Origin of the sequence: Blautia parvula, assembly GCF_020215665.1 — a bacterium.
GTDB lineage: Bacteria > Bacillota > Clostridia > Lachnospirales > Lachnospiraceae > Blautia > Blautia celeris.
This window is the reverse complement of sequence record NZ_CP084061.1, coordinates 4754264-4780827: the sequence shown is the minus strand read 5'-3', so window position 1 is coordinate 4780827 and position 26564 is coordinate 4754264. Positions and strand designations below refer to the sequence as shown.

General features: G+C 48.0%; 25 protein-coding genes and 1 tRNA gene. 7 read left to right on the top strand and 19 right to left on the bottom strand.

Annotated elements, in window-relative coordinates; all coding sequences use genetic code 11:
* Nucleotides 1-30 precede the first annotated feature (30 nt).
* Entirely contained in the window at nt 31-1422 is a 1392-nt protein-coding gene (locus tag LC508_RS21850; RefSeq protein ID WP_103731325.1) for a CapA family protein, read from the bottom strand.
* A 206-nt stretch (nt 1423-1628) separates the two neighbouring features.
* Here LC508_RS21850 and LC508_RS21845 point away from each other — a divergent pair, with 206 nt between their 5' ends.
* Nucleotides 1629-2690 (top strand): acyltransferase family protein, encoded by a 1062-nt coding sequence (locus tag LC508_RS21845; RefSeq protein WP_103731324.1) that lies wholly within the window; start codon nt 1629-1631, stop codon nt 2688-2690.
* 97 nt (nt 2691-2787) lie between these two features.
* Here LC508_RS21845 and LC508_RS21840 read toward each other — a convergent pair whose 3' ends face one another.
* The 6 genes from LC508_RS21840 to LC508_RS21815 all read right to left on the bottom strand — a co-directional run bounded on the left by LC508_RS21840 (nt 2788) and on the right by LC508_RS21815 (nt 9516).
* Nucleotides 2788-3960, bottom strand: a complete 1173-nt coding sequence (locus LC508_RS21840; RefSeq protein ID WP_033142707.1) for an NAD(P)-dependent malic enzyme — start codon at nt 3958-3960, stop codon at nt 2788-2790.
* Between the two features lie 104 nt (nt 3961-4064).
* Nucleotides 4065-5300, bottom strand: coding sequence for an ABC transporter substrate-binding protein (locus tag LC508_RS21835; RefSeq protein WP_103731323.1), 1236 nt, complete (start codon nt 5298-5300; stop codon nt 4065-4067).
* A 10-nt stretch (nt 5301-5310) separates the two neighbouring features.
* Nucleotides 5311-6420, bottom strand: coding sequence for a glycoside hydrolase family 172 protein (locus LC508_RS21830; RefSeq protein ID WP_103731322.1), 1110 nt, complete (start codon nt 6418-6420; stop codon nt 5311-5313).
* A gap of 23 nt (nt 6421-6443) precedes the next feature.
* On the bottom strand, nt 6444-7298 hold the full coding sequence (locus tag LC508_RS21825; RefSeq protein WP_033142704.1) for a carbohydrate ABC transporter permease: 855 nt from the start codon (nt 7296-7298) through the stop codon (nt 6444-6446).
* 10 nt (nt 7299-7308) lie between these two features.
* Nucleotides 7309-8166 carry a carbohydrate ABC transporter permease gene (locus LC508_RS21820; protein WP_033142728.1) on the bottom strand — a complete coding sequence of 286 codons (858 nt, stop codon included), beginning with the start codon at nt 8164-8166 and terminating at the stop codon, nt 7309-7311.
* An 84-nt stretch (nt 8167-8250) separates the two neighbouring features.
* Entirely contained in the window at nt 8251-9516 is a 1266-nt protein-coding gene (locus LC508_RS21815) for an ABC transporter substrate-binding protein (protein ID WP_255625456.1), read from the bottom strand.
* A gap of 192 nt (nt 9517-9708) precedes the next feature.
* On the opposite strand from LC508_RS21815, the gene LC508_RS21810 reads away from it, so the two are divergent.
* Together LC508_RS21810 and LC508_RS21805 are read left to right on the top strand one after the other, a co-directional pair.
* Complete coding sequence (locus LC508_RS21810; RefSeq protein WP_199687236.1) at nt 9709-11535, top strand: sensor histidine kinase; 1827 nt, start codon at nt 9709-9711, stop codon at nt 11533-11535.
* The gene (locus LC508_RS21805; protein ID WP_103731320.1) at nt 11510-13111 is read left to right on the top strand and encodes a helix-turn-helix domain-containing protein; all 1602 of its coding nucleotides are present in this window, start codon (nt 11510-11512) and stop codon (nt 13109-13111) included. Before LC508_RS21810 ends, LC508_RS21805 begins: the two co-directional genes overlap by 26 nt.
* A 57-nt stretch (nt 13112-13168) precedes the next feature.
* Here LC508_RS21805 and LC508_RS21800 read toward each other — a convergent pair whose 3' ends face one another.
* The 3 genes from LC508_RS21800 to LC508_RS21790 form a co-directional block, all read right to left on the bottom strand.
* Nucleotides 13169-14488 (bottom strand): sodium-dependent transporter, encoded by a 1320-nt coding sequence (locus LC508_RS21800; protein ID WP_103731319.1) that lies wholly within the window; start codon nt 14486-14488, stop codon nt 13169-13171.
* 145 nt (nt 14489-14633) lie between these two features.
* Complete coding sequence (locus tag LC508_RS21795) at nt 14634-15377, bottom strand: PD-(D/E)XK nuclease domain-containing protein (protein ID WP_118743611.1); 744 nt, start codon at nt 15375-15377, stop codon at nt 14634-14636.
* Nucleotides 15370-16554 carry a P-loop NTPase family protein gene (locus LC508_RS21790; protein WP_118593850.1) on the bottom strand — a complete coding sequence of 395 codons (1185 nt, stop codon included), beginning with the start codon at nt 16552-16554 and terminating at the stop codon, nt 15370-15372. Before LC508_RS21790 ends, LC508_RS21795 begins: the two co-directional genes overlap by 8 nt.
* A 214-nt stretch (nt 16555-16768) precedes the next feature.
* On the opposite strand from LC508_RS21790, the gene LC508_RS21785 reads away from it, so the two are divergent.
* Entirely contained in the window at nt 16769-17407 is a 639-nt protein-coding gene (locus LC508_RS21785) for a trimeric intracellular cation channel family protein (protein WP_033142726.1), read from the top strand.
* A 349-nt stretch (nt 17408-17756) separates the two neighbouring features.
* Nucleotides 17757-18203 carry a GatB/YqeY domain-containing protein gene (locus tag LC508_RS21780; protein ID WP_033142700.1) on the top strand — a complete coding sequence of 149 codons (447 nt, stop codon included), beginning with the start codon at nt 17757-17759 and terminating at the stop codon, nt 18201-18203.
* Nucleotides 18204-18300: 97 nt separating this feature from the next.
* Here LC508_RS21780 and LC508_RS21775 read toward each other — a convergent pair whose 3' ends face one another.
* The 9 genes from LC508_RS21775 to trmB all read right to left on the bottom strand — a co-directional run bounded on the left by LC508_RS21775 (nt 18301) and on the right by trmB (nt 24944).
* A complete protein-coding gene (locus LC508_RS21775) occupies nt 18301-19326 on the bottom strand; it encodes an SDR family oxidoreductase (RefSeq protein WP_103731595.1) in 1026 nt (341 codons plus the stop codon).
* 94 nt (nt 19327-19420) lie between these two features.
* The gene (locus tag LC508_RS21770) at nt 19421-20392 is read right to left on the bottom strand and encodes a lysylphosphatidylglycerol synthase transmembrane domain-containing protein (RefSeq protein WP_158587248.1); all 972 of its coding nucleotides are present in this window, start codon (nt 20390-20392) and stop codon (nt 19421-19423) included.
* A 28-nt stretch (nt 20393-20420) separates the two neighbouring features.
* Nucleotides 20421-21788: a radical SAM protein gene (locus LC508_RS21765; protein ID WP_103731597.1), complete on the bottom strand. Its 1368-nt coding sequence runs from the start codon at nt 21786-21788 to the stop codon at nt 20421-20423.
* A 136-nt stretch (nt 21789-21924) separates the two neighbouring features.
* Complete coding sequence (locus tag LC508_RS21760) at nt 21925-22470, bottom strand: TetR/AcrR family transcriptional regulator C-terminal domain-containing protein (protein WP_033142696.1); 546 nt, start codon at nt 22468-22470, stop codon at nt 21925-21927.
* Between the two features lie 16 nt (nt 22471-22486).
* On the bottom strand, nt 22487-23281 hold the full coding sequence (locus tag LC508_RS21755; protein WP_199687233.1) for a SagB/ThcOx family dehydrogenase: 795 nt from the start codon (nt 23279-23281) through the stop codon (nt 22487-22489).
* 159 nt (nt 23282-23440) lie between these two features.
* Nucleotides 23441-23513, bottom strand: a tRNA-Lys gene (locus tag LC508_RS21750).
* A 166-nt stretch (nt 23514-23679) separates the two neighbouring features.
* Entirely contained in the window at nt 23680-23997 is a 318-nt protein-coding gene (gene trxA, locus LC508_RS21745) for a thioredoxin (RefSeq protein WP_018595538.1), read from the bottom strand.
* A gap of 70 nt (nt 23998-24067) precedes the next feature.
* Nucleotides 24068-24211 (bottom strand): hypothetical protein, encoded by a 144-nt coding sequence (locus tag LC508_RS21740; RefSeq protein WP_156120879.1) that lies wholly within the window; start codon nt 24209-24211, stop codon nt 24068-24070.
* Nucleotides 24212-24290: 79 nt separating this feature from the next.
* On the bottom strand, nt 24291-24944 hold the full coding sequence (gene trmB / locus LC508_RS21735) for a tRNA (guanosine(46)-N7)-methyltransferase TrmB (protein ID WP_033142695.1): 654 nt from the start codon (nt 24942-24944) through the stop codon (nt 24291-24293).
* Nucleotides 24945-25202: 258 nt separating this feature from the next.
* On the opposite strand from trmB, the gene LC508_RS21730 reads away from it, so the two are divergent.
* Nucleotides 25203-25514, top strand: a complete 312-nt coding sequence (locus LC508_RS21730; protein ID WP_033142694.1) for a hypothetical protein — start codon at nt 25203-25205, stop codon at nt 25512-25514.
* Between the two features lie 4 nt (nt 25515-25518).
* The gene (locus tag LC508_RS21725) at nt 25519-26559 is read left to right on the top strand and encodes a V0D/AC39 family V-type ATPase subunit (RefSeq protein WP_033142693.1); all 1041 of its coding nucleotides are present in this window, start codon (nt 25519-25521) and stop codon (nt 26557-26559) included.
* Nucleotides 26560-26564: the final 5 nt, after the last annotated feature.

Genomic DNA, 26564 nt, shown 5'->3' with positions numbered 1-26564 from the left:
TGTGTATCTTTACACATCTCCGCCCTAAGTTCAGGTTTTATCTTTCTCACCTGAAGTGCTGTCCTCTTTATTGTCCGTATCTTTATCTGATACGCCTTTTCCTTTTATTTCCGTCTCTGTTCCGTCAGAACCGGTCTGCCCGGACAGGGAAAACGCCTGCGGGGCCTCATACTTGGCTGCCAGCTCCCGGATGCTGTCAAGAGTAAAAGTCTCCTCTGTCTCCTGATGGATGCCATGTGCTTTTGCCAGGTCCTCTGTGTAATCTGAAACCTTATACACCGCACAGTTTTTCTTTTCACTGTCATAGTGCATCACAAGCGGTATCATCTTGTAATCACTGACTGTCACTTCCCCGGTCTTGCCGTCCTTTTTCAGGGTAATGTCCGCCATACCTCCGATGAGACCTTTGACCTGATTATCCGCGGAAACAAAATTGCCCAGCGAGCTGTAAACCAGCATCTCTTTTCCATCCTGCCGCGGCATCATGCCGTAAGACTGCAGAACATGGGGATTGCTGCAGATCACCGCGTCCACTCCCTGCTCTGCCAGGAAATCTATCCTCTGCTTTGCCGTATCGGAAAATTCCTCTGAATACTCAGCTCCCGCATGGAGAAATACCATGACAAAATCAGCTTCTCCTTTTGCTTTTTCCACATCTGCCTTTACTTTGTCCTCAGAGTAGACATCAATCATAAAGGAATCCGCCTCAGAAAAACCAGCCTCCTCATCCACCCCGTACGTGTAGTTCATCACAGCGATCTTCATGTTCTTCTTCTCAATGACTTTCACACGGTTCTCCGCATCCGCCTCATCCGCATGGATGCCAAGAAGCTGGATATCGGAATGCTGGGTCTGCCAGAATGCAGCAGAATTTAAGATCCCCGGCTTCCCCTTATCAAATGCATGGTTGGTTGCCTGTGTCACAATGTCAAATCCGGCCTTCGCCAGCGCGTCACCTGCTTCAAGGGGTGTTCCCATAAGCCCGCTTCCCGACACATCCTTGTGGTCATTGACCAGAGGTGTCTCCTGGCTGACCGCTGCCAGATCGGCTGCCTGGATATCTCCTGCCACCTTCTCATACAGAGAATCGTAATTCCAGTTCTCCTCATTTTCTTTTCCCGCTTCAAGCAGGGCATCCTGCAGGATATTGTCTCCCACCGCCAGGAAATGCAGTTCACTGTCCGCTTCCGCTTTCTTAGCCTCTTCCTCCGCTTTTTTCTGCTGAGCAGCTTTGATCTCCTCTTCCTGCTTTACTTTTTTCTTGTGGCTGCCGACTGCAGCACTCACAATGATTACCAGCAATATTAAAACAGCAGCCCCCGCAAGAATCATTCTCTGCTTCATCACCTGCTGACGTCGTCTTGCTTCACGGGCCTGAATTCTTTTCTTTCTCTCGATTTCTCTTTTTTCGTCTTCGTTCATATATTCACCCTTTTCTGCCTGATTCGATTTGGAAAGTATACAACCATTATAACAAATATTCTGTAAAACACAATTCTATTTCTATGTAAATTTATCCAACAGTGAGTGGAAAAAAGGCCCAAATTTCTATTTGCACCTGTTTTCCATACGGTGTATCATACAAAACGAGACTGTGAATCTTATCTGTAAAGGTCAGAGGTGTTATTATGTCAACCAAAAACCGTGATTACTTTTTCGATAATTACAAAGCCCTTCTCATTGTTCTGGTAGTAGTGGGGCATTTTATAGAACCGTGTTATGACAATAATGTGTTTTTATCAGGACTGAAATGGATGATCTTTTCCTTCCACATGCCGGCCTTTATTTTTATATCCGGCTACTTTTCCAAGAGAGAGATAAGCTTTGGAAAGCTGGTGCAGAAGCTGGTCATACCCTATTTTGTCTATGAACTCATCTATTATTTTTTATATGTTTTCATCATACATAAGGAAACGGGTCTGTACTTTGCAAGACCGAAATTCTCCCTGTGGTACATTATGGCCCTGTTTTTCTGGCGCTTGGTTACCCCTTATCTGAAAAAGATCCCGGGGCACATATTTATCGCTGTCACTGCAGGACTGCTGGTGGGGATGACGGAGCTTGATAACTTTTTCAGTATTCCCAGGATCCTGGTATTCTTCCCCTTCTTCCTGGCGGGATACCATTTTGAAAGGGATTGGTTTGAGAAGATCAAAGAAAAAGCCGGCAGGCTGCTGGCCGTGTTTTCCCTCTATCTGGGAGGCTGCCTGGCCCTTGTCCTTACTTTCCGGGTGCACCTGACACCGAAAATCTTTTACGGAAGATATTCCTACGAAGAGATGGACACAGGGTACGGGGAAGGGATTCTGGTAAGGCTGGCCTGCTATGGTGTGTCCTTCCTGGCCGTTTTCCTCATAAGCACCATAATCTCCAGGAAACCCCACGGCTATTCCAGACTCGGGCAGCGTACCATGCCTATCTATCTGTTCCATGGCCTTGTATACAGTGTGCTGAGCGCCACGCCGCTTTTGGAATCCGTGTCGGAAATCTGGCAGGGCATTCTGCTGATCGTTTTTTGCCTGACGCTCTCATGGCTTCTGTCCATGGACGGGCCGAACCGTTTCGTGACAAAGGTTTCCTCCTTTCCTGTTCCCTCCTTCTTCGGAGACGGATCAGGAAAGAATTCGGGGCATTTTACAGGAAAATCTGCCGGTTTCGGCGGAAAGATAAAAAAAGGACTCTCCGCGTGATCACATGCGCAGAAAAGAGCTGCATTTCCCATATCCATACGGATGCCGGAAATGCAGCTCTTTGCTTCATGATGATAAAAATCCTGCAGAACGTGATTTAGATTCTGCTCACACCTGTGTCTCTGGCTGCTTTTGCCACTGCCTCGGCAACTGCCTTTGCCACACGTTTGTCAAAAGGATTCGGGATAATGTAATCTGCGTTCAGCTCTTTTTCGTCGATAAGACCGGCGATGGCATACGCTGCTGCCACCTTCATTTCATCGTTGATGTCCTTTGCTCTCACATCCAGCGCGCCGCGGAAGATACCCGGGAATGCCAGAACATTGTTGATCTGGTTGGGGAAATCGCTTCTTCCTGTTCCCACAACGGCTGCTCCTGCTGCCTTTGCCAGGTCCGGCATGATCTCCGGTACCGGGTTTGCCATTGGGAAGAGAATCGGATCAGGAGCCATGGTCTTAACCATCTCCTCTGTCACAGTTCCCGGCGCAGAGACACCGATAAATACGTCAGCGCCCTTCAGTACATCTGCCAGGCTGCCTTTTTCCATGCCGCGGTTGCTGATCTTAGCCATCTCCTCTTTCTCGGCATTTAAGTCGCCGCGTCCTTCATAGATGGCGCCTTTTCTGTCGCACATGATGACAGTCTTCAGTCCCAGGCTTACCAGCAGCTTAATAATAGCAATTCCGGCTGCTCCCGCACCTGATGTGACTACCTTGATGTCCTCCAGTTTTCTGCCTGTGAGTTTTAAAGCATTGAGCATTGCCGCAGCAGTGACAACGGCCGTTCCGTGCTGGTCATCGTGGAAGATAGGGATATCACAGCATTCTTTCAGCTTTCTCTCTATCTCAAAGCAGCGCGGTGCAGAGATATCTTCCAGGTTCACACCGCCGAAGCTTCCTGCCAGCAGGCGGACGGTATTTACGATTTCATCCACATCGTTGCTTCTGATACATAAAGGAAATGCATCCACATCTCCGAATTCTTTAAAGAGCACACATTTTCCTTCCATAACCGGCATACCTGCCTCAGGTCCGATGTCGCCCAGACCGAGAACTGCACTTCCGTCGGTCACAACTGCTACCATATTGTGGCGTCTTGTATACTTATAGGATAAATCTACATCCTCAGCGATCTTCAGGCACGGTTCAGCTACACCTGGTGTGTAAGCCACTGCCAGATCTTCCGGGGTCTCCAGCTTTGCACGGCTGATCACTTCAATCTTGCCATTCCATTCCTCATGCTGTTTTAAAGCGAATTCTTTTGCGTTCATGATTTATCTCCTTTTCCTATGGAATCTCATGTTGTTTGCTTGTACAGCCGCAGCCGCAGAATTTCCCGGGCTGCGTGCGCTTTTATTTTAGCATAAGAAAAGCCTCAGGGCAACACGTTTTCTGCCCGCTGACAGAATTCATCCAGGCTGATCTCATCCGTGATATATTTCTGGAAAAGTTCCCCTATGGCCTTAATGTCCTTCATAGGTGTCTTCGACAGGGGGCGTGATTTAAGTTCCAGCTCCTCCGCGTATTTTTTCAGGATATCCAGGTCCGGAATGTCCAGATTTCCCTCCAGGATAATGTCAAGACGTGCAGGCAGCTTCTTCATGTGCTCCGCATAGGCAGCGCTTCCTTCATATCCTGCCGCATAGGATAAAAACTTCTTTGCCGCCTCCTTGTGGACAGAGGCCTTGTTGAGCACATACTGCCATGTTGCCACATTTGTGGCGTTCTTTTTGAATAAAGGCATGGGCGCTGCATGGATTTTGTCATTCCCGTACACGCCTGCCCTTAAAAAGGTGTCCATGGCCCCGCTGTACATGAAAATGGCTCCGTACTTTCCCTGTATGAATTTCTGCTCCATCTGTTCATACTGGTCCACAAGCTGCTCCCTGGGCGTCTTGTCCGCTTCGGCCATATCGTGTAAAAACACCAGTGCCTGTCTTGTATTTTCATCCTTCCAGTCCCCGTATGTCCCTCCGAACATGTTGATGAACTGTGACAATTCATTGTAGACATAAGTAGTCTCCCAGGCACTTCCGTACCCGTAGTTACCATACCCGTATCTGCCGTCCAGAAGCTTCTCAAAATCCTCCCGGTTCGTCACAGCCGCAATGCCCGCCTTGTCCAGAAACTTTTCATTGACCCAGAAAACCATAAGGTCCATCATGTAGGGGACTGAATACACCTTCCCCTCTGCCATGGCGATTTTCTCCATATAGTCCTGAGGATAGCAGGCACAGATCTCCTCTGTCATCACATCATCCCCCAGAGGTTCCAGATACCCCTGATACTTAAATTCATTGATCATCTCATCATTCACAGCGATCACATCCACTGAATCATCCCCGGATGAGAGGATGGTGGAGATCCTGGCATGGCGGTTATCCGCATTGATGGGACTGGCAAGCAGATGGATCTTCATGTCAAGCTCCTTCTCTGCCGCCTCTATATACTGCCTGAATTCCGCCTTGTCCGCGTCCGGATGCATCAGTGTAATCTCTTCCCCGTACGCTTTTTCATCCGCAGGTACCTCCTGCACCTTATGGTCCTCCCCGCCGCACCCGGCGCATAAAATACCTGCTCCCAATAAAATCCCCAATATATATTTTTTCACCTTCTACACCTTATCTGGGCCAGCGCTCCTCTTTCTTCATCAGGGCAGGGAAAGGATTGTGAGGCTCTGCCTGATACCAGTATGCCACACTTGCCACATCGTCCTGGCGCTCAAACAATCCCCTGTGGCCCACACCTATCTGTTGTATGGTCACCCGCAGATCCTCCTCAAAGCAGATGGGGTCCTGAATATGCCACCTGTAGAAGCCTCTCATAGGCGGGCAGTCATCATTGTGGTAAAGATTATGGACTGCCGTATCATGGGCGGAATAGTAGGGATATCCCAGATACGGGGTGCAGTAATTCTGCTCCACCGTCCTGCCGTCCACCTGCTTTGCAAAGCTCCAGGAGCCTCCGAAATAGTCTTCCGTCCCGGTGCCGCAGATGGTGGGATAGTCTTCATCTCCATCCAGATAGAACTTGATCTCCCCTTCTCCCCACCAGTAACGTTCCAGTGTGGTCAGCGCCATATACGTCCCCACATAGTGGCCTTTTCCCTTCACCTGATCCAGGATCACGTAATCCTCCTGCAGCCTGGTCATCCTCTCCCGCCGCCACCTGGCATGGAAATACGCAATATCCTCAGGCAGCGTATCATAGAGACAGTAATCCACCTGGTAGAAAAAGGCGGGGATGGGGTTTGCGTGCTGGTTCTTCAGGGTGATCCTGGCCTTCCTGCCAAAAGGCATCTGGAAATAGCAGTTCATCCCCCGGCTTGGCACCACTGCCATGGGAACGGAATTGACGATACATTCCCTTCCGAACCCGCAGCAGAAGAAATCTCCGAGAGGGCTTTCCACAGACGGCTCCGTCTCATCATCCCAGTACATGCGCAGCACCAGGTCCCGGAGCACAAAACAGTCCGCCTCCGTCGTCTTATCCGTCACTGTGACCCAGATATGATTGATCACTCCCGGCCCTTCTATCTCAGCCAGTGTGACCGTCTCCCCGCTGCCGATATGGTGCAGACACGGGCTGCCCTTTCTGGATGCTCCCAGATGGCTTGCCGCCATACCGCCCTTTCCCTTTTCCCCTGTGGGGTTCTCCGCGTTAATGGCCCTGCTCCTTCCGTGCTTTGCATAAGCCAGTGTTCCCAGACTTCCGCCCAAATAATCGTACATATTTTTTCCTCCCTGTTCCTTCTCTAAGCTTTCACTCCGCCTGCCATGATTCCATCCATGATCTGTTTCTCAAACACTGCCACAAAAAGAATGATAGGCAGAAGAATGATCCATCCCATGGAACTTACCAGATCCCACGGTACGCCGTACATATTGTCCCGGAGGGGAAGCTGCACGATGGCCACGGAGAGCACCTGGATGCCGTTCGAATAGTATAACGGTGTAAAAAAGTTGTTCAGACATGTAATAAAGTTGATAATGCATACAGTGGCAATGGCCGGCTTCATAAGCGGCAGGACCACTAAAAAGAGTCTCTGGGAAAAGCTTGCCCCGTCAATGGCCGCGGCCTCCTCCAAGGATACCGGTATCTCCGACACAAAATTCCTGAGGATCAGCACGGTAAAGGGAATCACAGCGCTGATATAGAGAATGATAAGCCCCGGATATGTATCATAAAGCCCAACCTTCCGCATGAACTCATATAAAGGTCTTGCAGTCACCACTTCAGGAATCAGCATGGTCGCAATGATGAACGCGAACGCGATGCTGACAGCCTTTGACTGGAACCTTGAAAAACCATAGGCAGCCATGGCGCACAGCACTGTGCTGACAACCAGTGTCACACCTACGATCAATACTGTATTTCCTATTTTAGCAAGTAATCCTACATTTTCAATCAGAAATTGATAGCTTTCCAGTGTGGGATGTTTCGGCAGATACTGAATGGGTGTCTGGAACAGCTCACCCGGCGGTGTGATGGATGAAATAAATATCCAGTACACCGGAAAGAGTATGAGGAAAGCCACGACTGCAAACAGCAGCCATCTGCCGGCTGTCACGCAGCCTCTGTAAATTCTGTATTTCTTGGTATCTCTCATGTTCATCCTCCTAATCAGACATCCTGTTCATAACCTTTATATTGAACCAGGAAAACAGCGCCATCACAAGGAACAGCATCACCGCCAGCGTTGCCGCGTACCCCACGTTCAGGTTGGTGAACGCCTCCATGGTGATCCGGTAAGCGATCAGGGACGTATCCTCCCCCGGTCCTCCTGATGTCATGGCATACACCAGATCAAAGGTGGTCAGCCTCCACAGAGTAAAGGGAATACACAGGGTGATCACATTGCGTGTGATCAGAGGAAGCGTGATCCTAAAAAAGCTCTGTATGCCGTTTGCCCCGTCCACCTTGGCTGCCTCATAGATATCCCCGGAAATAAACTGCAGGCCGGAAAGTACCAGTATGGCAAAGAACGGCAGATCCTTCCACAGGTCCATGGCGATCACCGCAGCCCTGGCGGACCCTGTATTGATCAGCCAGTTAAACTGGAAATCCGACACGAACCGGCGGATAAAATCATTGATCATGCCATAGTCATTGTTAAATCCCCACTTGGCTGCCATACCGATCACGACAGCGGGCATGGCCCAGGGAATCAGCACGATCGTCCGCAAAAACCGGCGCCCCTTAAATTTCATGTTCAGGATAAGAGCCAGTGCCACTCCCAGGACAACATGGAAGACCATGGATACCACCACGAAGATCACGGTGAAACTGATCGAGGAAATGATCTTGGGGTCTTTAAACACATTGATATAATTGCTGAGTCCTACAAATTCATTGACACCTGACAGCACCTTAATGTCAAACAGGCTGTTTTTCAGGGTTGCCCCGATGGGGTACAGGGTTGTGAACCCACGGATCAGGATAACCGGCAGGATCAGGATCCACGGTATCCATTTCATTGATTTCTTACTGATGGTCAATTGGCTTCCTCCTCTCAAAAAGGCACCGCGGGATGGGATCCGCTGCGGTGCCTGTGCCTGACATTATTTACTGTATTTATCCACAAGCTCCTGTGCTTTCTTGCAGAAATCATCCACTGTGATCTCATCCTTCATGCAGGACTGGTAAATGGTTCCCATATCTGTGATGAACTCCATGGTTTGGGGAAGCATGGGACGTCCTGCCACATTGCATTCCTCTGCGTATCTGCTGTACATTTCCTTTGCAGGATCTGTGTCCGGAACCACTTTCGCAGCCACGTCAGCTCTGGCGGGATAACGGTCAAATGCCTTGTAGGAGGCTTCCATACCGCCCTCATCCGCCATATATTCCAGGAATTTGACTGCTGCCTCTTTGTTCTCGGATGCTTTGTTCAGAACATAGCTCCAGGAATCCGTGAAGATGGCACGCTGGCCTTTTCCGCTGAAATCCGGTACCATTGCCATATGGATCTTGTCTGCGCCCAGCATATCTGCCTTCTCATAGTCTGTTCCCAGGCCCCACATGAACCAGCTTCCGTATTTGCCGTCATTGGCCTTTGGATTCATCTGCTCGTATTTGTCAGCGATCTGGTCAATGGGTGTCTGTCCGTTCTGCACCATGTCATGCAGGAACTGGATCGCCTCTTTGTTGGCAGGGTTGGTCCAGTCGAAATAATCACCGCCGAACATGTTGACAAACTGGGCAATCTCATTGAAGACATAGGTCTTCTCCCAGGAACCGCCGTAGCCATATCTGCCGTCCCCTGAGACAGCTTCCATGTATTTCACAAAATCCTCTTTTGTGTCAATGGATGCAATGCCCACTTCATCCATGATCTCCTGGTTCACCCAGAAAGCCAGATATCCGGAGTAGCCCGGCACACCGATAATATTTCCGTCTTTATCTGTGATCATATCCTCCAGGTAGCCCTGGGGAAATTCGCCGCGGATATCCTCTGTCATAACTGTGTCGTTTAAGCCTTCCAGCCAGCCGGAGTTCTTGAAGGAAGCGCTCATCTCATCGTTGATTTCAATGATATCCACGCTGCTGTCGCCTGTGGAGAGTATGGTGGTTATCTTCTGCTGGCGGGTGTCGGAATCCGTAGGAGCTGCAATGACATTGATCTTCAGCCCTGTGGCATCCTCCACATTTTTCAGCCAGTCGTCAAAGTCGGGGTCTGTGGTGTTGATGCTGTAGAGGGTCAGGTCATAATCCCCTTTTTTTGCGCTGCTGCCCTCCTCTTTCGTCTCGCTGGAATTGCCGCCGCAGCCTGCCAGCATACCGGCCGCCAAAGCTGTTGTAAGTAGAATACTAACTGTCTTTTTCATAATTCCTCCATTTCCGGCATTCTCTTTCGTGCCGTCTGCATTGTTTTTTGATAGCATAAAAATACCAAAGATATCTGTTTTTCAAAATACAATATTTTTTGATTCGTTTATATTATTTTTATCTGTGTTGAAATGGGGATTATCCGTGTTTTATAATGGGAACCATTAAAATATATGAAGAAGGAGTCAGGTATGAAAAAAATTTCTGACAGAATATGGTCCGTCTTTTCCCATTTCCAGGCAAAACTGCTGCTGGCCTTTCTGGTCTGCACCCTGCTGCCCCTGGGCACCCTTGGTTTTATCTTCTACCATGTGACCTATCAGATTGCTGAGGATAAGATCATGAGCTCTGCCCTCCTGGCAGATGACCAGCTTAATGTACAGATGAATGACCGCATACGGCAGACGGAAAATGTGGCGGATTCCATTCAGTATGATATGTATACCCTGTCACAGACGGACAGCTCATCCACCCAGTCCCTGTCTGTGTTCGGCAGTGTGAGAAATGATATCTCCATGTTCAAGACTACATTCGGCTATTACCATATTTCCATATTTCTGCCCCGGGAGCAGACAGGGGCAGGGGAGGGGCTTTATTTTTACCCTCTGGAGGATCTGGAGAGCTTCCGTATCCCCCGGCAGAAACGGCTCAATCCCGGAACGGATTCTATCTGGTTCTATCATCCGGATATGCAGATCCCTTTCATCCTGTCAGACGGCTATACAGCCAGGGATGTGATCGTCTGCTGCCGCCTCCTGCGCAACCAGGGAACGGGAGCCACGGAGTACGCCTACACGATCCTCATAGACCCGGCTGAGTTCTCCGATGCCCTTGCGGACACATTCAGCGATACGGATATCACAAGCTATCTGGCAGCGGAGGACGGCACCATCATGGCACACAGCGATGCGTCCCTCTGCGGCACGGTCCTGGATCAGGATACCCTGGACCTGATCTCCCGGGATGAGGCGGAAACACAAAAGGCCGGGGATATCAATTACCACACTGCCAGGCTGGACAACGGCTGGTATCACGTTACGGAGATTCCCGGCAGCTATATACGGAAAAACACACAGATTCTGTTAAAGACCCTTGTATTTACCCTGCTGGTATCCCTGCCGCTTACGGTCCTTGTCATCATTATGATCTCAGGCAATCTGACCAAACGGCTGAAGAGGCTTTCCCTTGCCATGGAATCCTTTCATCTCGGAAAGAATACCCCTTCCCCGGTACCGGAGCTGGTTTCCGCGGCAAAGTCTCCCTCCTCCTATGACGAGATAGACCGGCTGGGGATCACCTTCCAGAACATGCAGGAATCCCTGAATCAGAACATGGATTCCATCCTGGAACTCTCCCTGTCAGAGGAACGGCTGAAATACCAGCTTCTCCAGTCTCAGATCAACCCGCATTTTCTCTACAACATTCTGGGTTCCATCAAGACCTGCATCAGCCTGGACCGCCTTAAGACCGCGGATGAGATGATCACAGACCTGACCCGCTTTTACAGGCTCACCCTGCGCAAGTCCGGGGATCTGATCGCCATCCGGGATGAGCTTGAGATCGCGCGTCTGTATCTGGAAATGGAAAAGCTGTGCCACGGGGACAGCCTGAGCTGGGAGATCCGGGCGGAGGACGGCATCCAGAACTTCCTTATATGCCGCTTTACCCTGCAGCCTTTCCTGGAAAACAGTATCCAGCACGGCATTTCCCGGCAGACCCCCTGTGTGCACATTTCCCTGGATGTCTCTTACGGGGATGATACGGTCATCATCACCATAACCGACAACGGAGCCGGCATTGCCCCCAGGCAGCTTGAGGATCTGCGCGCCACACTGGAAAACAGGACGGTTGACTATCAGAAACATTTCGGCATTGGAAACGTAAACAAGAGACTCTCCAGTCCCTCCTTCGACAACGGAACCGTCCGGGTGGACAGCCGACTCAACGAGGGGACTGAAATTGTGATCACATTTGAACAGATGGAGGACAGCGATGAAGAAAGTAATGATTGTGGATGACAATGCGCTCTCCGCAGAGGGCATTGTAAGAAATATAGACTGGGAGCTTCTGGATGCGGAGGTGGTCCATGTGGAGAACAACGGGGATTCCGCCATTGAATCTATGCGGCGCGCCCCTGTGGACCTGATCATCTCGGATATTGAGATGCCCAACCTGGACGGCATTTCCATGAGCAGCCTTGCCCTGTCCGTCAATCCCCTGGTGAAGATCATTCTCATCAGTGCCTATGACAAATTCGAGTACGCCAAACGCGCCATCCGCCTGGGTGTCTGCGACTATATTGAAAAACCTCTGGACTACGGCTACCTGACAGAGAAAATACGCAACGCCTTCACTGCCATTGACAGGGAGCAGCACAACCGGGAGCTTGTGGAGCAGAGCCGCCCTCTGATGACGGAAAAATTCTTTTCGGACCTTCTTCACTATTCCGGCAAGGACGCGGCCGGACATCTGGGGCGCTATCCGGGATACCTGAACTTAAACCTTGACTTTTCCTGTTTTAATGTGCTGAAGCTGGAGGTAGAAAACGCCTCCCAGGCGGAAGACGGGCTGGGCATCACTCAGTACCAGATCGAGCTCTTAAATGTCTGCGATCTGTTAGGAGAACAGTGCAAAGGCTTCGGGCAGGTTTATTTTGTGAAGGAATTTAACGGCATCATCGCCATACTTGCCCAGAACACCAACAGTCCCGGGCATTTCCTTCAGGCCGCCCACAAGGCTGTTGCAGGCCTGATGGAGAAGTACCGGGAAGGGGTGTTCTCCCTGAACGTGGGCATCGGCACTGTGGTGGAGGATTTCTGGGATCTGCATATCTCCTACGAAAATGCCTCCCATGCGCTGAAATACCGGTTTTTCTTTCCTCATAAAAATATTTTTGATGCCCGGGAGGCTCTCGGACGGGAGTTCAGCCTCTTCTCTTTCTCCGAGTCAAAGGAGGAGGAGCTGATCCGCCTCCTCTGTCAGAAAAACGCCCCTGCCATTGAAGAGTGGCTCAGAGGATTCTTTCAGGAGGTGTCACTGAAATACCAGACCAAGAATATAGTGTTCATAAGGATCTACTCCCTTCTGGGCCGTATCCTGAAATTCTTGTATGAGCTGAACATTGACACCGGTGACCTGGAAAATGACATTATTTCCGTTTACAACCACTTTGAACTGTTTCACACTTACGAAGAATTTTTCAAATGGATGAACCATCTCTGTCTCCAGGTATGCGAGAAGCTGGACACCTCGCTGCAGACCTACCATGACCAGGTCTGTGAGCTGGTTCTCTGCTACATCAGGGAAAATTATGAGGACAATACCCTCTGCTTAGGTGACATTGCCGGACATGCCAATGTAAGCCCTGCTTATCTCAGCGCCCTCTTTAAAAAAGTGTATGGGCAGAGTATCAGCGACACCATCACTGCCCTCAGAATAGAAGCGGCCTGCCAGTACCTGAAAAATTCCACCCTGTCTCTGAAGGAGATCAGCAGCCGGTGCGGATATGCCAACCAGTATTATTTCAGCAACAGCTTTAAAAAGAAAATCGGAATGTCGCCCTCCGCGTACAGAGAACAACATTCCGGAATATAATTTGTAACTACTCAGCCAGCTGAACAGTTACTATAATTTTACATTATGACAGGAGCGTCATCCGATTCCTTTATAGATGAGGCCCAGTATAAATACGATGACTGCCAGGGGCACGTACAGATACTTTGCAGCCACTTTAAAGGCTTTCGGAAGGGGCTTTTTCCTGCCCTCCTCCAGCTCTTCCCTAATCTTGTCAAATCCAAGGACATAGTAGATGGAAACAGCTCCCAGCACGGCTCCGAACGGCACGATGATGATGGTGATAAAATCCATCCAGTGCCCCACCTTAGACTCCTCCTCCAGAAGCAGCCCTACTGCAAGTGCAACACCGCCGCAGAGGGCAACTGCTTTTGTCCTCTGCAGACCGAACTTCTGCTGCCAGCTCTCGATCACCGCCTCAAACATATTGATGAGGGATGTGATACCCGCAAAGCAGACGGAGAGGAAGAAGATCACGGCAAAAAGCCGGCCCATGGGCATCTGCTTGAAGATATTCGGTATCGTAATGAACATCAGGGACGGACCTGCGGATGGCTCGATCCCGAAGGCAAACACAGCCGGCATGATAGCCAGGGCTGCCAGCATGGCCGCAATGGTATCAAAGACTGCTGTCTGTATGGAAGATTTGGGGATATCTTCCTTTTTGCTCAGGTAGGAGCCGTAAACGATCATGCCCGAACCTGTGATAGACAATGAGAAAAACGCCTGTCCCATAGCCATGACCCAGGTATCCACCTTCGCCAGCGCCTCCCATTTGGGCACGAACAGGAAACGGTACCCCTCATGGGACCCCGGCAGGAAGAACACTCTCACCGCCAGAATGGCAAAAAGGATGAAAAACAGGGGCATCAGAATCTTATTCGCCCTCTCAATCTGATTCACCGCTCCGGTGATCAGGATGATCACGGTAATGGCAATGACAAGAACATGCCAGGGCAGGTTTTTCATATTGGCTGTTACCTGTCCGAAAAATTCTGCGGAATCCTCTGTGAGCACTGTATTTGTCACAGAGCCTGCCAGGAAGCGGAGCACCCAGCCGATGATGATGGAATAGCCGATGGCGATCCCCAGAGAACCTAACAGCGGAATCCAGCCCAGTACCTTTCCGATCTTTCCCTTCTTTCTGGATTCCCAGCAGTATTCGTAAGAGCCAAGGGTACCTGTTCCCGCCCGGCGCCCTATGGCAAACTCAGCCGACAGGCCGACAAAACCGAACAGGCAGATAAAGAAGAGATACGGGATCAGAAAAGCCGCGCCTCCGTATTCTCCCAGTCTGTATGGGAACATCCATATATTCCCAAGCCCCACCGCAGAGCCCACACAGGCCAGTACAAAGCCCAGGGAATTGGTGAAGCTGCCGTTATTGTGTTTCTGCATTTTCTTTTCCTCCGTGTGATCCGGTACCGGGGCAGCCAGCTTTTGTCCCCTGACCGGTTGATGCGTTAGCTTTTTGAAGTATGTAGCTTTAATGTATCAAAGACAGGAGGAAAAGTCAAATCATCTGACACAATTCCGTACCTCTTTACATATGCACAGGTTGTAATATAACAGCCCTTATTACTTTACCATCAAAGTTTCGGTTAAAGTTTATTTCAAAAGTATACTTATCTTTTATAATTTTTTCTCTGTCATAAATGTAAAAATATATATAATCAGCATCATAATGTACAATGTCAGCTTCTATTTCCTCTGTCAGCTTCTTTAAATTCATTGTGTTCCTTGTACATTTTGCTTCAATGACAGTGTTGACAGAAGGAATTTTTATATCACTTCTTACGGCTCCGACTCCTGAATCCTCGGTCACTTCTTTCCTGGCATCCAAACATAACGGTTTCAGAGCTGCGAATAGTAAATGCTGCAGATCATATTCATTTTCTATTCGTATTTCCTGCATATTTTCTGCTTTTAGCGATGCTCTTTTGTGTGGGCTTACTTCCCTCAATGCCTCTAAAAATGAATAAAAATTATTTAAATACTTTTCAATATAAAATTGAACCGTCTGTGATGGACTTTCATCGTTTTCCGACAAAATACTGTTCAAATAGAATATCAGTTTCTCTTTTGCTTTCAGCATATTATCTGTAGCGGATTCCTTTGAAAACCTATTGGACATATACGTTTCCCTGTTTCGGACTGCCCGGATAATCTCAGCATTATAAGCCTCCTGCTGCAGCATTTCATTCAACTTCGGGATAAATAACTCATATTTCTCTATTGTATCTATCCCTTTCAGCGCTTCTATATAATCCTTTAACAAATTATTCACCTATTCTTCCCCATCGCAGATAAAATAAAAACAGCGGATCCAAAATATAAACCTTGCCGTCTTTCCAGTCAATGGCTTTGTATATCTCTTCTTTCTCTTTCAGTATAAGATGCAGATTATTCAAATGGGTTTTCACTGACTGTTTATCCGGTCTACCTTCTTTCTCCGGAATCAATTTTACTATTCTGTCATAAACTGCGTCAAAATCCAGCTCCATAACAGGGGGATTTTTCGCTAACGATTCTACGATCAATCCATATAGATCCAATTCTCTTCCTGTCACAGTTTTATATTTATTTCTTTTCTTTCCTCGTGTATTCGGTCCTTTAGACATTACATTCACTACATCATAATAATTAAAATTAACTGTTGTAAATCTATATGCTGTTTCCAGAATATTTTCATTTACTGTGTCTTCATTTTTATCCTCCAGCAATGTACAGATACTCAGACAGATATACTGCATTAGCTGTGGTGATGTCAGACATTCAACAGCCAGCCGGTCAGCAACTTCATCTGTTATTTTAATATTGAGCTGTTTAAAGCCTTTTAGTGCGATTTCCTTCAGATCTTCTTTTTTCCACGCCTCAATATTGATCAAGCTCAGTCTTCCTGACAGATCAGCATTCTGCCGTATTGCGTCATCTGACCTATGCGGCAGGGAAACCACCACCACCTTCAATTCTCTTCTGATGGCATCTTTCAGCTGCTGTGCCATTATCATCTGCATTTCCTTAGACGCATAATGGAAATCATCAATTACCAGCACTTTATCATGGTCTTTATAATATTGAATGACTTTATCCTTAGATAGTACATATCTTTCGCTTTTACTGTCTGTTTCTTTCGCTTCTCCTTCCTTCATCTCTCTCTCTGTTGTGATCTCACCCAAATAAGGTAGCTCTACTTTTGCTGCTACAGTGGCCCAAAAGTCAGCATTATTATTAAAATCAGCACCGGAAACTTCAACAATATTATCAAAGCCAATCACCGTTTCACATAATATCGTCTTTCCCATTTTAGAAGGGCCGATCAGGGAAGTCAGGCATCCCGCCGTCCTTAACGCCTGCTTTAAACGCAGCTCATACGATATGCCTGTATTTTCATAGTTTCTGGATACATATGTATATTCCGGATATGCCCCCGGTTTAAATACATTTTCTGCTTTTAATCCCATATTATCACCTCATAATATAAATTATTATAATTATAACATATTTTATTCATTTTTACACATTTTATTATATTTTATATAAATATATCTGCGAAGATCAAAGAAAATGGTAAACGTGTACTTTTTATATTTCCGTATAATATTATGTCCGTTTCTGACGATTTTTTTATATGTTTATCGTATAATGGATAATAAAATATATTTCAAAGGGGAAAATATGGATACCTTTATCTTTGTACTGGAAATAATAGGCACAGTGGCTTTCGCCTCATCAGGGGCAATGATCGCCATTGAGAAAAAAATGGATATCTTCGGGGTTAATATTCTGGGAGCTACCACGGCGGTGGGCGGTGGTATGATGCGGGATATTATATTGGGAATCACTCCGCCTACCGCATTTGCCAAGCCGGTGTATGTGCTTTTTGCCATACTGACTTCTACATTGCTTTTTGCTATTACTTATACGAATCCGGAGATTCTTAAATCAAGGGCTAAGAATAAGTATTATGATAACGTGATGATGCTGTGTGATACTCTGGGGCTGGGGATTTTCACGGTGGTGGGGATTCAGGCAGCAGCCAGTGTGGTGACGGATAATAATACGTTCTTTTTTGTGTTTGTGGGTGTGCTCACGGGAGTCGGCGGGGGTGTGCTGAGGGATATTATGGCAGGGGAGACGCCTTATATTCTGGTAAGGGAGATTTATGCGTGTGCTTCTATTGCCGGCGGGATTGTATGTGTTGTGTGCAGGGATTCTATGGGGGAGCCGGCGGGGGTTATTTTGGGGTTGATCGTTACGGTGGTGATTCGGCTGCTGGCGGCTTATTTTAGGTGGAATTTGCTACGGGTTAGATGAAGAAGGGCGGACGGGATGCCGGGGCGGTGTCTTCCTTTGACAGCCAGCTCCGTTCGCCTCCAACTAACCGTTAACTGCAACTAAGACGCTCCGGAAGAGCCGTCGCGCCTAAGTTTCCGTAAACGGTGGATTTTCCGGTTCACTGCCGCAATGTCTGTCAAAGGAAGACACCGCCCCGACATCCCTGACACCATCTGCGGGAGGTATAAAAGATAAAAACATCTTGACGATTCTCATCGTCTGACATTATAAATAAAAATGTGGAAAGAGGGAAATGATAGTGGTATACTAATGGACGGGAACGTGATAGGTTTTGCGCGTTATAAAAAATGAAAAGGAGATTCCGACAATGAGTAAAATTGATGAAGTAAGAAAAGCCATGGTCGCTGCTATGAAAGCCGGTGAGAAAGAACGTAAGGATTCTTTGTCCATGCTGCTGTCAGCTCTGAAAAATAAAGCCATTGATAAGAGAGAAGACCTGACTGAGGCGGAAGAGAATGAAGTGGTGTTAAAAGAGATCAAACAGACAAAAGAAACTCTGGAAATGACTCCTGCAGATAGAAGTGAAATTATTGATGAGTGTACAAAGCGTATTGCTGTCTATGAAGAATTTGCTCCGAAAATGCTGAATGAGGAGGAGATCAGGGAAGTGATCGCCGGTGTGTTGAAAGAGCTGGAGATTGAGGCTCCTACCGGTAAGGATAAAGGAAAGATCATGAAGGTCCTGATGCCGAAAGTAAAGGGAATCGCAGACGGCAAGCTGGTGAACCAGGTGTTGGGAAGTATGATGAATTAAGGCAGCTGTTCAGGCGGCCGAATGGTTATGGATCAGGAAGAAAATGGGACAGACGTACCGGTGATTTTACAATTATCCGGTATGTCTGTCCCTTGTTTTATGAGATCCCTTTTCTCACGTAGTCTTTTGCACGTTCCAGGGCTTCCACTACCCGGTCACAAAAGGCGTCAAATTCCGGGTCCTCTTTCTGGCATTCCGGATGGGATGCAATGTAGGCAAGGCTTTCCCGGACACCCTGGTCGAAGCGTTTTACGGCTGTGAAGCCGGGTACCAGGCGTTTCAGTTTGTCATTTAGAAATACCACGGAATTGGATTTATCCCCCATCATGCTGCCGTTGAAGTCGTAATCGCTACAGGCATCCAGGAAATCACTGGAGACGCGCACCGGATGAAGCGGTACGCCCAGCGCGTCCGCAACTGTCTGATAGATCTGGTTCCAGGTCAGAGTTTCATCTGAGGTGATCTGAACTGCCTCGCCAATGGCATGGATGTTTCCCATAAGGCCCACAAAGCCTTTTGCAAAATCGGAGTTGTGGGTAACCGTCCAAAGTGATGTTCCGTCTCCCGGTATCAGCACCGGTTTTCCCTCTTTGATCCGTTTGACTACCTGGTAGCTTCCGTTGTCGCCGTGAAGTCCCATAGGGATGCTGCGCTCGTCATAAGTATGGCTTGGACGTACTATGGTCACGGGAAATCCTTCTTCCCTGTATTTCTCCATAAGAAACGCCTCGCAGGCGATCTTGTCCCTGGAATACTGCCATTTTGGGTTGGCAAGCGGGGTTCCCTCTGTCATTCTGTAGTCAGAAGGGGGCTTCTGGTATGCGGACGCGGAGCTTATGAATATATACTGTCCGGTCCTTCCCTTAAACATCCTGTAATCACGCTCTACGTGCTCCGGCACAAATGCAATGAAGTCTGCCACCACGTCAAATTTCATGCCCTCTGTAAGCCTGCCTATCTGCTCCTCATCCTCAATATCTCCCGTAAGCCCGATGGCTCCCGGAGGCAGCTCCCCGTTTCGTGTTCCCCGGTTCAGCAGGTACACTTTGTGTCCCTCTGTCAGCAGCCTTCTGGTGATCGCCATGCTGATGGTTCCGGTGCCTCCGATAAATAGCACTCTCATCTCTCTTTTTCCTCCCGAATCATAAAATTACCGGTTTGATATACACCCGGTCTGTAAGTTTTATTATATCCCGGGAAACCGCGGCACACAAGCATTACTCGGTAAAAAAGACGAAGGCACCTATAAGGGCCGGAAAAAATGTCACCGCGAAGCGGAATATGAGAATGGCGGACAATACCGCTCCCTGTCCGGTCAGCGGTGAAAAAAAAAGATAAAATATGCCTTCCACAGACCCAAAGCCTCCAGGCACGGGAATCACGCCTGACAGCATGTAAGAAACTGCAGTCAGAGGCAGCACTGTGTCAAAGGAATTTCCGTTCTGTCCGCAGAGCATGACACAGGGAATCAGATACCAGCATGTCATTTTCGCAAGACTGCATAGAAAAATTTCAGCCAGCCTTTTTCTGTCATAGAGAAACAGATCTCTTGTTTCCTGTTGGAGAATTTCCGTCTGCTCTCTGGCTTTTTCAAGCTTTTCCTTCCATTTGGGGTGTTTTGCGGCTGCTCTATCCGCTGCTTGAAAGATACATCCTGCTGCGGTTTTCGATACACTGATGGTCAGCAGCACGGCTGCGATCAGAATGCAGATTCCGATTCCGGCAGGAAGATATGTATGGTATTTTCCCAGGAGCTGTCTGTTCTTCAGGGAGAGGAAAAGAAAGCCCGCAGTACCGTAGACTCCGACTGCGATTCTCTGGGCCGTGTACTGCACGACCGCAGCGGAACTGGCCTTTGCGGGCAATACTTTTTTCTTGTTCAGATAAAACACCTCGGCCACGGCTGTACCGCTTCCGAACGTAACCATCCTGAAAAGTGCGCAGTAGAAGGCACAGCCGATTCCATGCCGCACAGAGAATTCCTGTTTTGTGCGCCCTGCCAGCATTTGTATGATTCTCCCATCTATTAAGAAAAAGCAAGTGGAGAGACCCGTGACGGCCAGAACATTTTTTAAGGGAGTATGCATGATCTCCCGGGCAGTTTCTCCCCAGGAATCACGAAAATAAAACACCAGCAGAGCTGTTATCAAAACCACTATGCCATATTTTATATATTTTCTTTTTGCCATTTGCCTCACCACTTGCAATTTCGCCTGATTAACCTCTGCTTTTCCTGTTCTCCCACAGTTCGTCTGCCTTATCCTTCCAATCCTTTGCATAAGGCATACATTTTTCGCACAGATGCTCCGCGCTCTCCGGGGACTGCAGGTCTGTGGATCTGGCGCCTGTTTCTTCAACCATGGCTTTTAAGCATTCCGGATTTTCCAGCATGGGGCAGGGGCGCAGGTGATTTTCATTGAAAGGCTGGCCCCGGCGGTAAGCCTGGAAAATGGGCTGCTGAAAACATTCAAGCAGGGTGTTATTGTGTATATTGGCATCCGAATAATGGATAAACACACAGGGTTCCATATCTCCGTTGGGATTGATGTGGCAGTAGAACCTTCCCCCTGCGATGCAGCCTCCCACATACCCGCCGTCATTCTGGAAGTCCATGGCAAAAATAGGTTTCCCTCCCTCTTTTGCTCGGATCTCGCGTACCCTGTGGTACATATATTCCCTCTGTTCCCGAGTGGGGAGCAGTTCTGTGGCTGCGTCATTTCCAACCGGCATATAGTGGAAATACCAGGTGAAACGGCAGCCCTTTTCAATGATCAGATCCAAAAACTCATCTGAGCTTACCACGTCCACATTGTTCCTGGTATAACAGATAGAGGTTCCGAAGATAAGCCCGTGGGCTTTCAGCAGATCCATGGCATCCAGCACTTTTTTGTAGATACCCTGTCCTCTTCTTCCGTCGTTGACCTCCTCAAATCCCTCCAGGCTGATAGACAGAGACAGGTTCCCTACCCTCTGCATTTCCCTGCACAATTCCTCGTCTATCAGCGTGGCGTTTGTAAAAGCGTGGAATGCACAGTCACTGTGCTTTTCGCACAGACGGATAATATCCTTTCTGCGCACCAGCGGTTCCCCGCCTGTCATCATATAGAAATAGATCCCCAGTTCTTTTCCCTGGGTGATAATGCTGTCCATATCCTCAAATGTCAGATTCAGTTTATTGCCGTACTCTGCGGCCCAGCACCCCGTACAGTGGAGATTGCAGGCGCTTGTGGGGTCCATGAGAATGATCCAGGGTATGTTGGTATCCAGCTTCTCTGAAAGCTCCCTGGTCTTCTTAAACCCTGCAAATCCCGCCTCAAATCCCAGATTCAGCGCAGTCGTCTTCAGCACATGAGGGTCCAGCTCGCTCAGTGCCCTGTCAATAAACTGCATCCACTTCCCATCCTCCAGAATCAGGTTTCTGGCACCATCATAAGTCTGCTGGCGGAAGGTGTCTCCCAAAAATTTCTCAGACAGGTCCACCAGCTTCATCATATGCTCTTTCCTGTCCCTGCTGACATACTTCAGAACTCCGTCAATGGCAGTTCCGAAAGCCGCTCTTGTAGCTGCGTGTGTTATTTTACTCATACATAATCCCTCCTTGTATGAATATGATTATATGGCCCCGGTAATTATCCGTCATTGGTCACAATTTTCACACTGTCACATTTTGGGACACCCCGCGAAAAATGTCTAAAAAAAGCAGGCCTTATCAGGCCCGCTCTCACTCTCTGCTCTCCTCTATGAAATTTTCTGCCAGCGTTATGAGGATGGCATGAAGCTGTCTCAGAAACTCATCCGGCGGTATCTTCTCACCGTCACGCAGCCAGCTTATAATAGCAGCCAAAAACGCCTCGTAAAAGAAATACACAAAAAACAGATTGTATTCTCTGTCCCGGAACAGATCTTTTGTCTGGGTTTTGATCACCGGGAGCATGCTCTCAAACAGGTATTCCCTGAAAGAATTCTGCCCCTCCACCATCAGCGCATTTTCATAAAAGGTTCTCTCCCTGTAAAAATATTTGCACAGATCTTCCAGAATATCGCGCGATGTCTTATAGCGGCTCACATCCATGTTTTTCAGGAACTCCTCATAAAAGATCCAGTTCACCAGCTCATATTTGTCTTTAAAATGGTAATAAAAGCTCTTCCGGTTCATCCCGCAGCCTTCACAGATATCAGCCACAGTCACTTTGGAGAAATCCCGTTCCTCCATAAGCTTTTTCATGGACGCAGCCAGGGCATTTTTGGTAATATACGATTCCGACATAAAACTCCCCCTTTGCCTACTCCTCCGTCACAGCCTTACCCACACCTGCCGCATACACGGCACATTCATAATCAGTCTCGGCGGAGGGCCCCGGGGCAAAGCCCAGAAGCTCGTCAAGGGCATCCTGGTCATAGGCGCCGATAGCACAGGTTCCGCAGCCGACAGCCTCACATGCCAGGTACAGATTCTCACACACATGCCCTGCGTCCAGAAGGATATACTTATGAGCCTTCAGCCCATACCGCCACTCCATCCGGTATGGAACCGCGCTCCATACAAAAGTCACAGGCGCAGACGCCGCAAATCGCTGCCCGCAGAGCGCATGGGTCAGTTCTTCCTCAAAATCCTGCCTCCCATCCCACACTTCCAGCGCATGTTCCATGGGAAGATAATGGTAAATCCCCTTGTCAAGCCCGTCCACATGACTGACAAACAGGTAGGTCTCAAAGGCATGGCGGGAACCGGCTGACGGAACATTACGGAATGTGGCAAAGTTATTCTTCCCCACCACTTTCCGGATCCCCTGGGTTGCCCATAAAAGAAAAGACAGTTCTCTTAACGTGAGCGCCTCATTGCTGTATTTTCTCCGGCTCACCCTGTTCTTAAGAAGCCCGTACAGGTCCATACTGCCTGCAATGCCGTCAAAATCCGTTGTGAGAGTTATGGTCTCCCCGCCCCTTTTATCCTTCACATAAGGCGCTGCCGCAAGCTTCTGTTCCTGGTCTGTGGCCTCAGCATTGACATCGGAAACATTGTAGGCTTTCAGCAGTTCCCGGTTCTGCATGATCTTATATTTTGTCTCATCCTTCATACCCATCATCCTCCCAGTCCTTTTTGCTCTATATTATAACAAAGATCCTGCATCTGCACAATCCGTTTCCAAACCCGGACTCTACGCAGCGCTGGGCAGAACACGAAAAGAAAAGCACCGTCCCCGCAGCTCCAACTCTGCAAAAACAGTGCTTTTTAGTGCGCCTTCAGGGACTCGAACCCTGGACAAATAGATTAAGAGTCTACTGCTCTACCAACTGAGCTAAAGGCGCATACGCTTTATTTTGTAACGCAAGACATATTATAAGCGATATACTGGAAAAATGCAAGTATCTTTTTTACATTTTTTTATGTTTTTTATCATATACATGTAACACTGCAGTTCGTTAACGCATTTTCTGCCTTTTTTCGACTGCCGGCCGCAGGCCGGGGGCGGCTTTACAGCCACACCCCAAGTTCCTCTGCCAGTTCTTCCTTGCTGATTCCACCGGTCTCCCGGCTCATCACCTTACCGTCCTTGACGAACAGAAAGGTCGGGACCTGCATGATTTTATATCTCTGCGCGAGATTGATATTTTCATCCACATTGACCTTGCCGAAGAGGGCTTTGCCCTCCAGATCCTCTGACAGCTCCTCGATCACAGGTGCCATCTGTTTGCACGGGCCGCACCAGGTTGCATAAAAATCCACCAGTACAGGAAGATCCGCCCCCATCACAACCTTGTCAAAATTCTGTTCCGTAATCACTTCAACCATGATTTTCTCCTTTCCGGTTAAGCGCTCTTACGCTTTCTTATAGTAGTTTTTACTGTTTTTCCCCATTAGATCACTTTTTCTTCTTTCCAGCTGAACTTAAAAGCTTCTCCACTTCTCCGACTGATTTTAAAATATCAGCAGTTTTGCTGCCCGCTTTCCTGTTTGTATATGCCCATTCAAAGAGGGAGTTCTGCATGTTTTTCTTCTTCGCCATAGGATACTTCCTTTCAGGTAAAACTGCTTCTCTATATCATATGACGAAAATCCCGGACCGAAACCCGGCTTCTGCATCCCTATCTGGCTGTGACCAGCTTGTGTATGGGATTCCCCATAGAGGAAAATTTCTCCTCGTACTCAGTCATGACATTTCCCCGACTCAGTTCCTCATCGTGATGCAGGTCATAGGTGCAGGCCAATAGTTTCCAGCCGGCTTCCTTTACCTCCTCCACAGAGAAATCAAAGAGGTCTCTGTTGTCTGTCTTGAACTCCACTGTGCCGTCCTCTGCCAAAACAGCGTCATAGCGCTCCAGAAACTGCCTTGAAGTGAGCCTTCTCTTTGCGTGGCGCTCCTTGGGCCACGGATCGGAAAAGTTTAAATATATTCTGTCCACTTCTCCCCGATTAAATACAAGCGGCAGCTCCCTGGCATCCATTCTCATGAAAAACAGATTTTTCAGCGCCTCTGCCTCTGTTTCCCGCTCCTCCATTTTCTGGAGCGCCCGCAGAAGAACGCTGTCGTACATTTCAATCCCTACATAATTAATGTGTGGATTTCTCGCCGCCATATCCATGATAAAACGGCCTTTTCCCATGCCGACCTCTATATGGACAGGATTTCCGTTTTGAAATATCTCATGCCACTTTCCTGCATTTTCCTGAGGATTCTGTATCACATAAGCGCTCTCGGCAATGGCATCCTTTGCCCCGGGTATGTTTCTCAAACGCATTTTATATCCAGCCTTTCTCCTTGTCTTTCTTGCAGACGAAGCACGCCGGCCCCAGAGCCGGCTTTTTCCGTCTTCCTTCAGTATAACTGAAAACTTTTTGTTTTGTCAAAGATTACCGCAAAATTCGCCAAAAAACACGAGAAAAACCACCATAATAATTATATCTTTTGTATAAATTAGCTTAAAAATTATGAAGATTTCTATGGATTTTTTCTGAAAAAGGTGTATGATATAAAGAAGACACAAGGAGGAAAATCTATGGAAGATGTTATCAGCAAACTGGCAGAAATAGAAGCCGCAGCTTCCCGGATCATGGAGGACGTTGCCGTCCAGAAAAAAAGGCTTTCCGAAGAAAATGATGCCCAGATCAAAGCCTTTGACGAGGAAGTAGACCGGCAGACTGCCAAAGAACTGGAGTCCATCCGCAGGAACCTGGAGGTCAGCATGGAGAAAGAACTGGAAAACCAGAAGGCGGAGACGGATGAAATCCTGCATAAAATGGAAAAGTATTATGAAGCGCATCACGAAGAGATGGCTCAGAAACTGTATGACAAAATATTAAGGATGTGATGTTATGGGAACCCTGTTATCTTACAGCGGTCTTTCAACCAAGATCCGTGCCATGCAGAGCAAGCTCATGACGGAAAAGCAGTATCAGGAAATTTCTCAGTTGGAATCTGTTCCCCAGGTGGTTGCCTACTTAAAAAAGCAGCCCGGATTCAAAGAACTGTGGACTGACCTGGATGAAAACTCCCTCCACAGGGGTGACATCGAGAAGCTGCTTACCCACACGATCCATCAGAACTTTGCTAAGATTTACAAATTCGCCAATCCCTCCCAGCGCACCTTTATGGCTCTGTACTTTAAGCGGTACGAGATCGCCGTTATGAAGGAATGCCTCAGAAGGGTGTTTGACAAGACCCGGGAAGGGCTGGATCTGTCGCTGTTCAAAGATTTCTTTGACCGGCATTCCAAACTGGATTTGGAAAAGCTTACCCAAGCAAATACAATTGAAGAATTTGTAAACAGTTTGAAAGGTACGGAATATTACTCTCCTCTGTCAAAAATCGGGGAAGAATATACACCGCTCCTTTTTGATTACGGCATGGCGCTGGACCAGTATTACTTTGCAAATATCTGGTCAGTGAAAGATAAGCTGTTCAAAAAAAGAGATCTGCAAGAGATCATCAAAGCCTACGGCAATAAATTCGATATGCTCAACCTGCAGTGGATCTACCGTTCCCGCAGGTATTACCATATGGCCCCGGCTGATATCTACGCACTGCTCATACCTGTGCACTATAAGCTCTCCCACAAAGAGATCACCGCACTGGTTGAGGCAGCGGACAATGAAGAATTCCGCCGCGTGCTGGATACTACTGCTTATAAAAAACGTTATCCGGAACTTGCGCCGGAGAACCTGGAAGAATACTACACTCTGAATCTCAGGAATATCCTGGAATCAGAAGCAAGAAAATATCCGCACTCAGTTATTATGATCTATTCCTATTTTTATCACAAGGAACACGAAGTAGACCGGCTCACCACTGCCATAGAGTGTATCCGCTACGGACTGTCCCCGGCTGAGACGCTGGATTATATTCACAAAAACTAACCTCG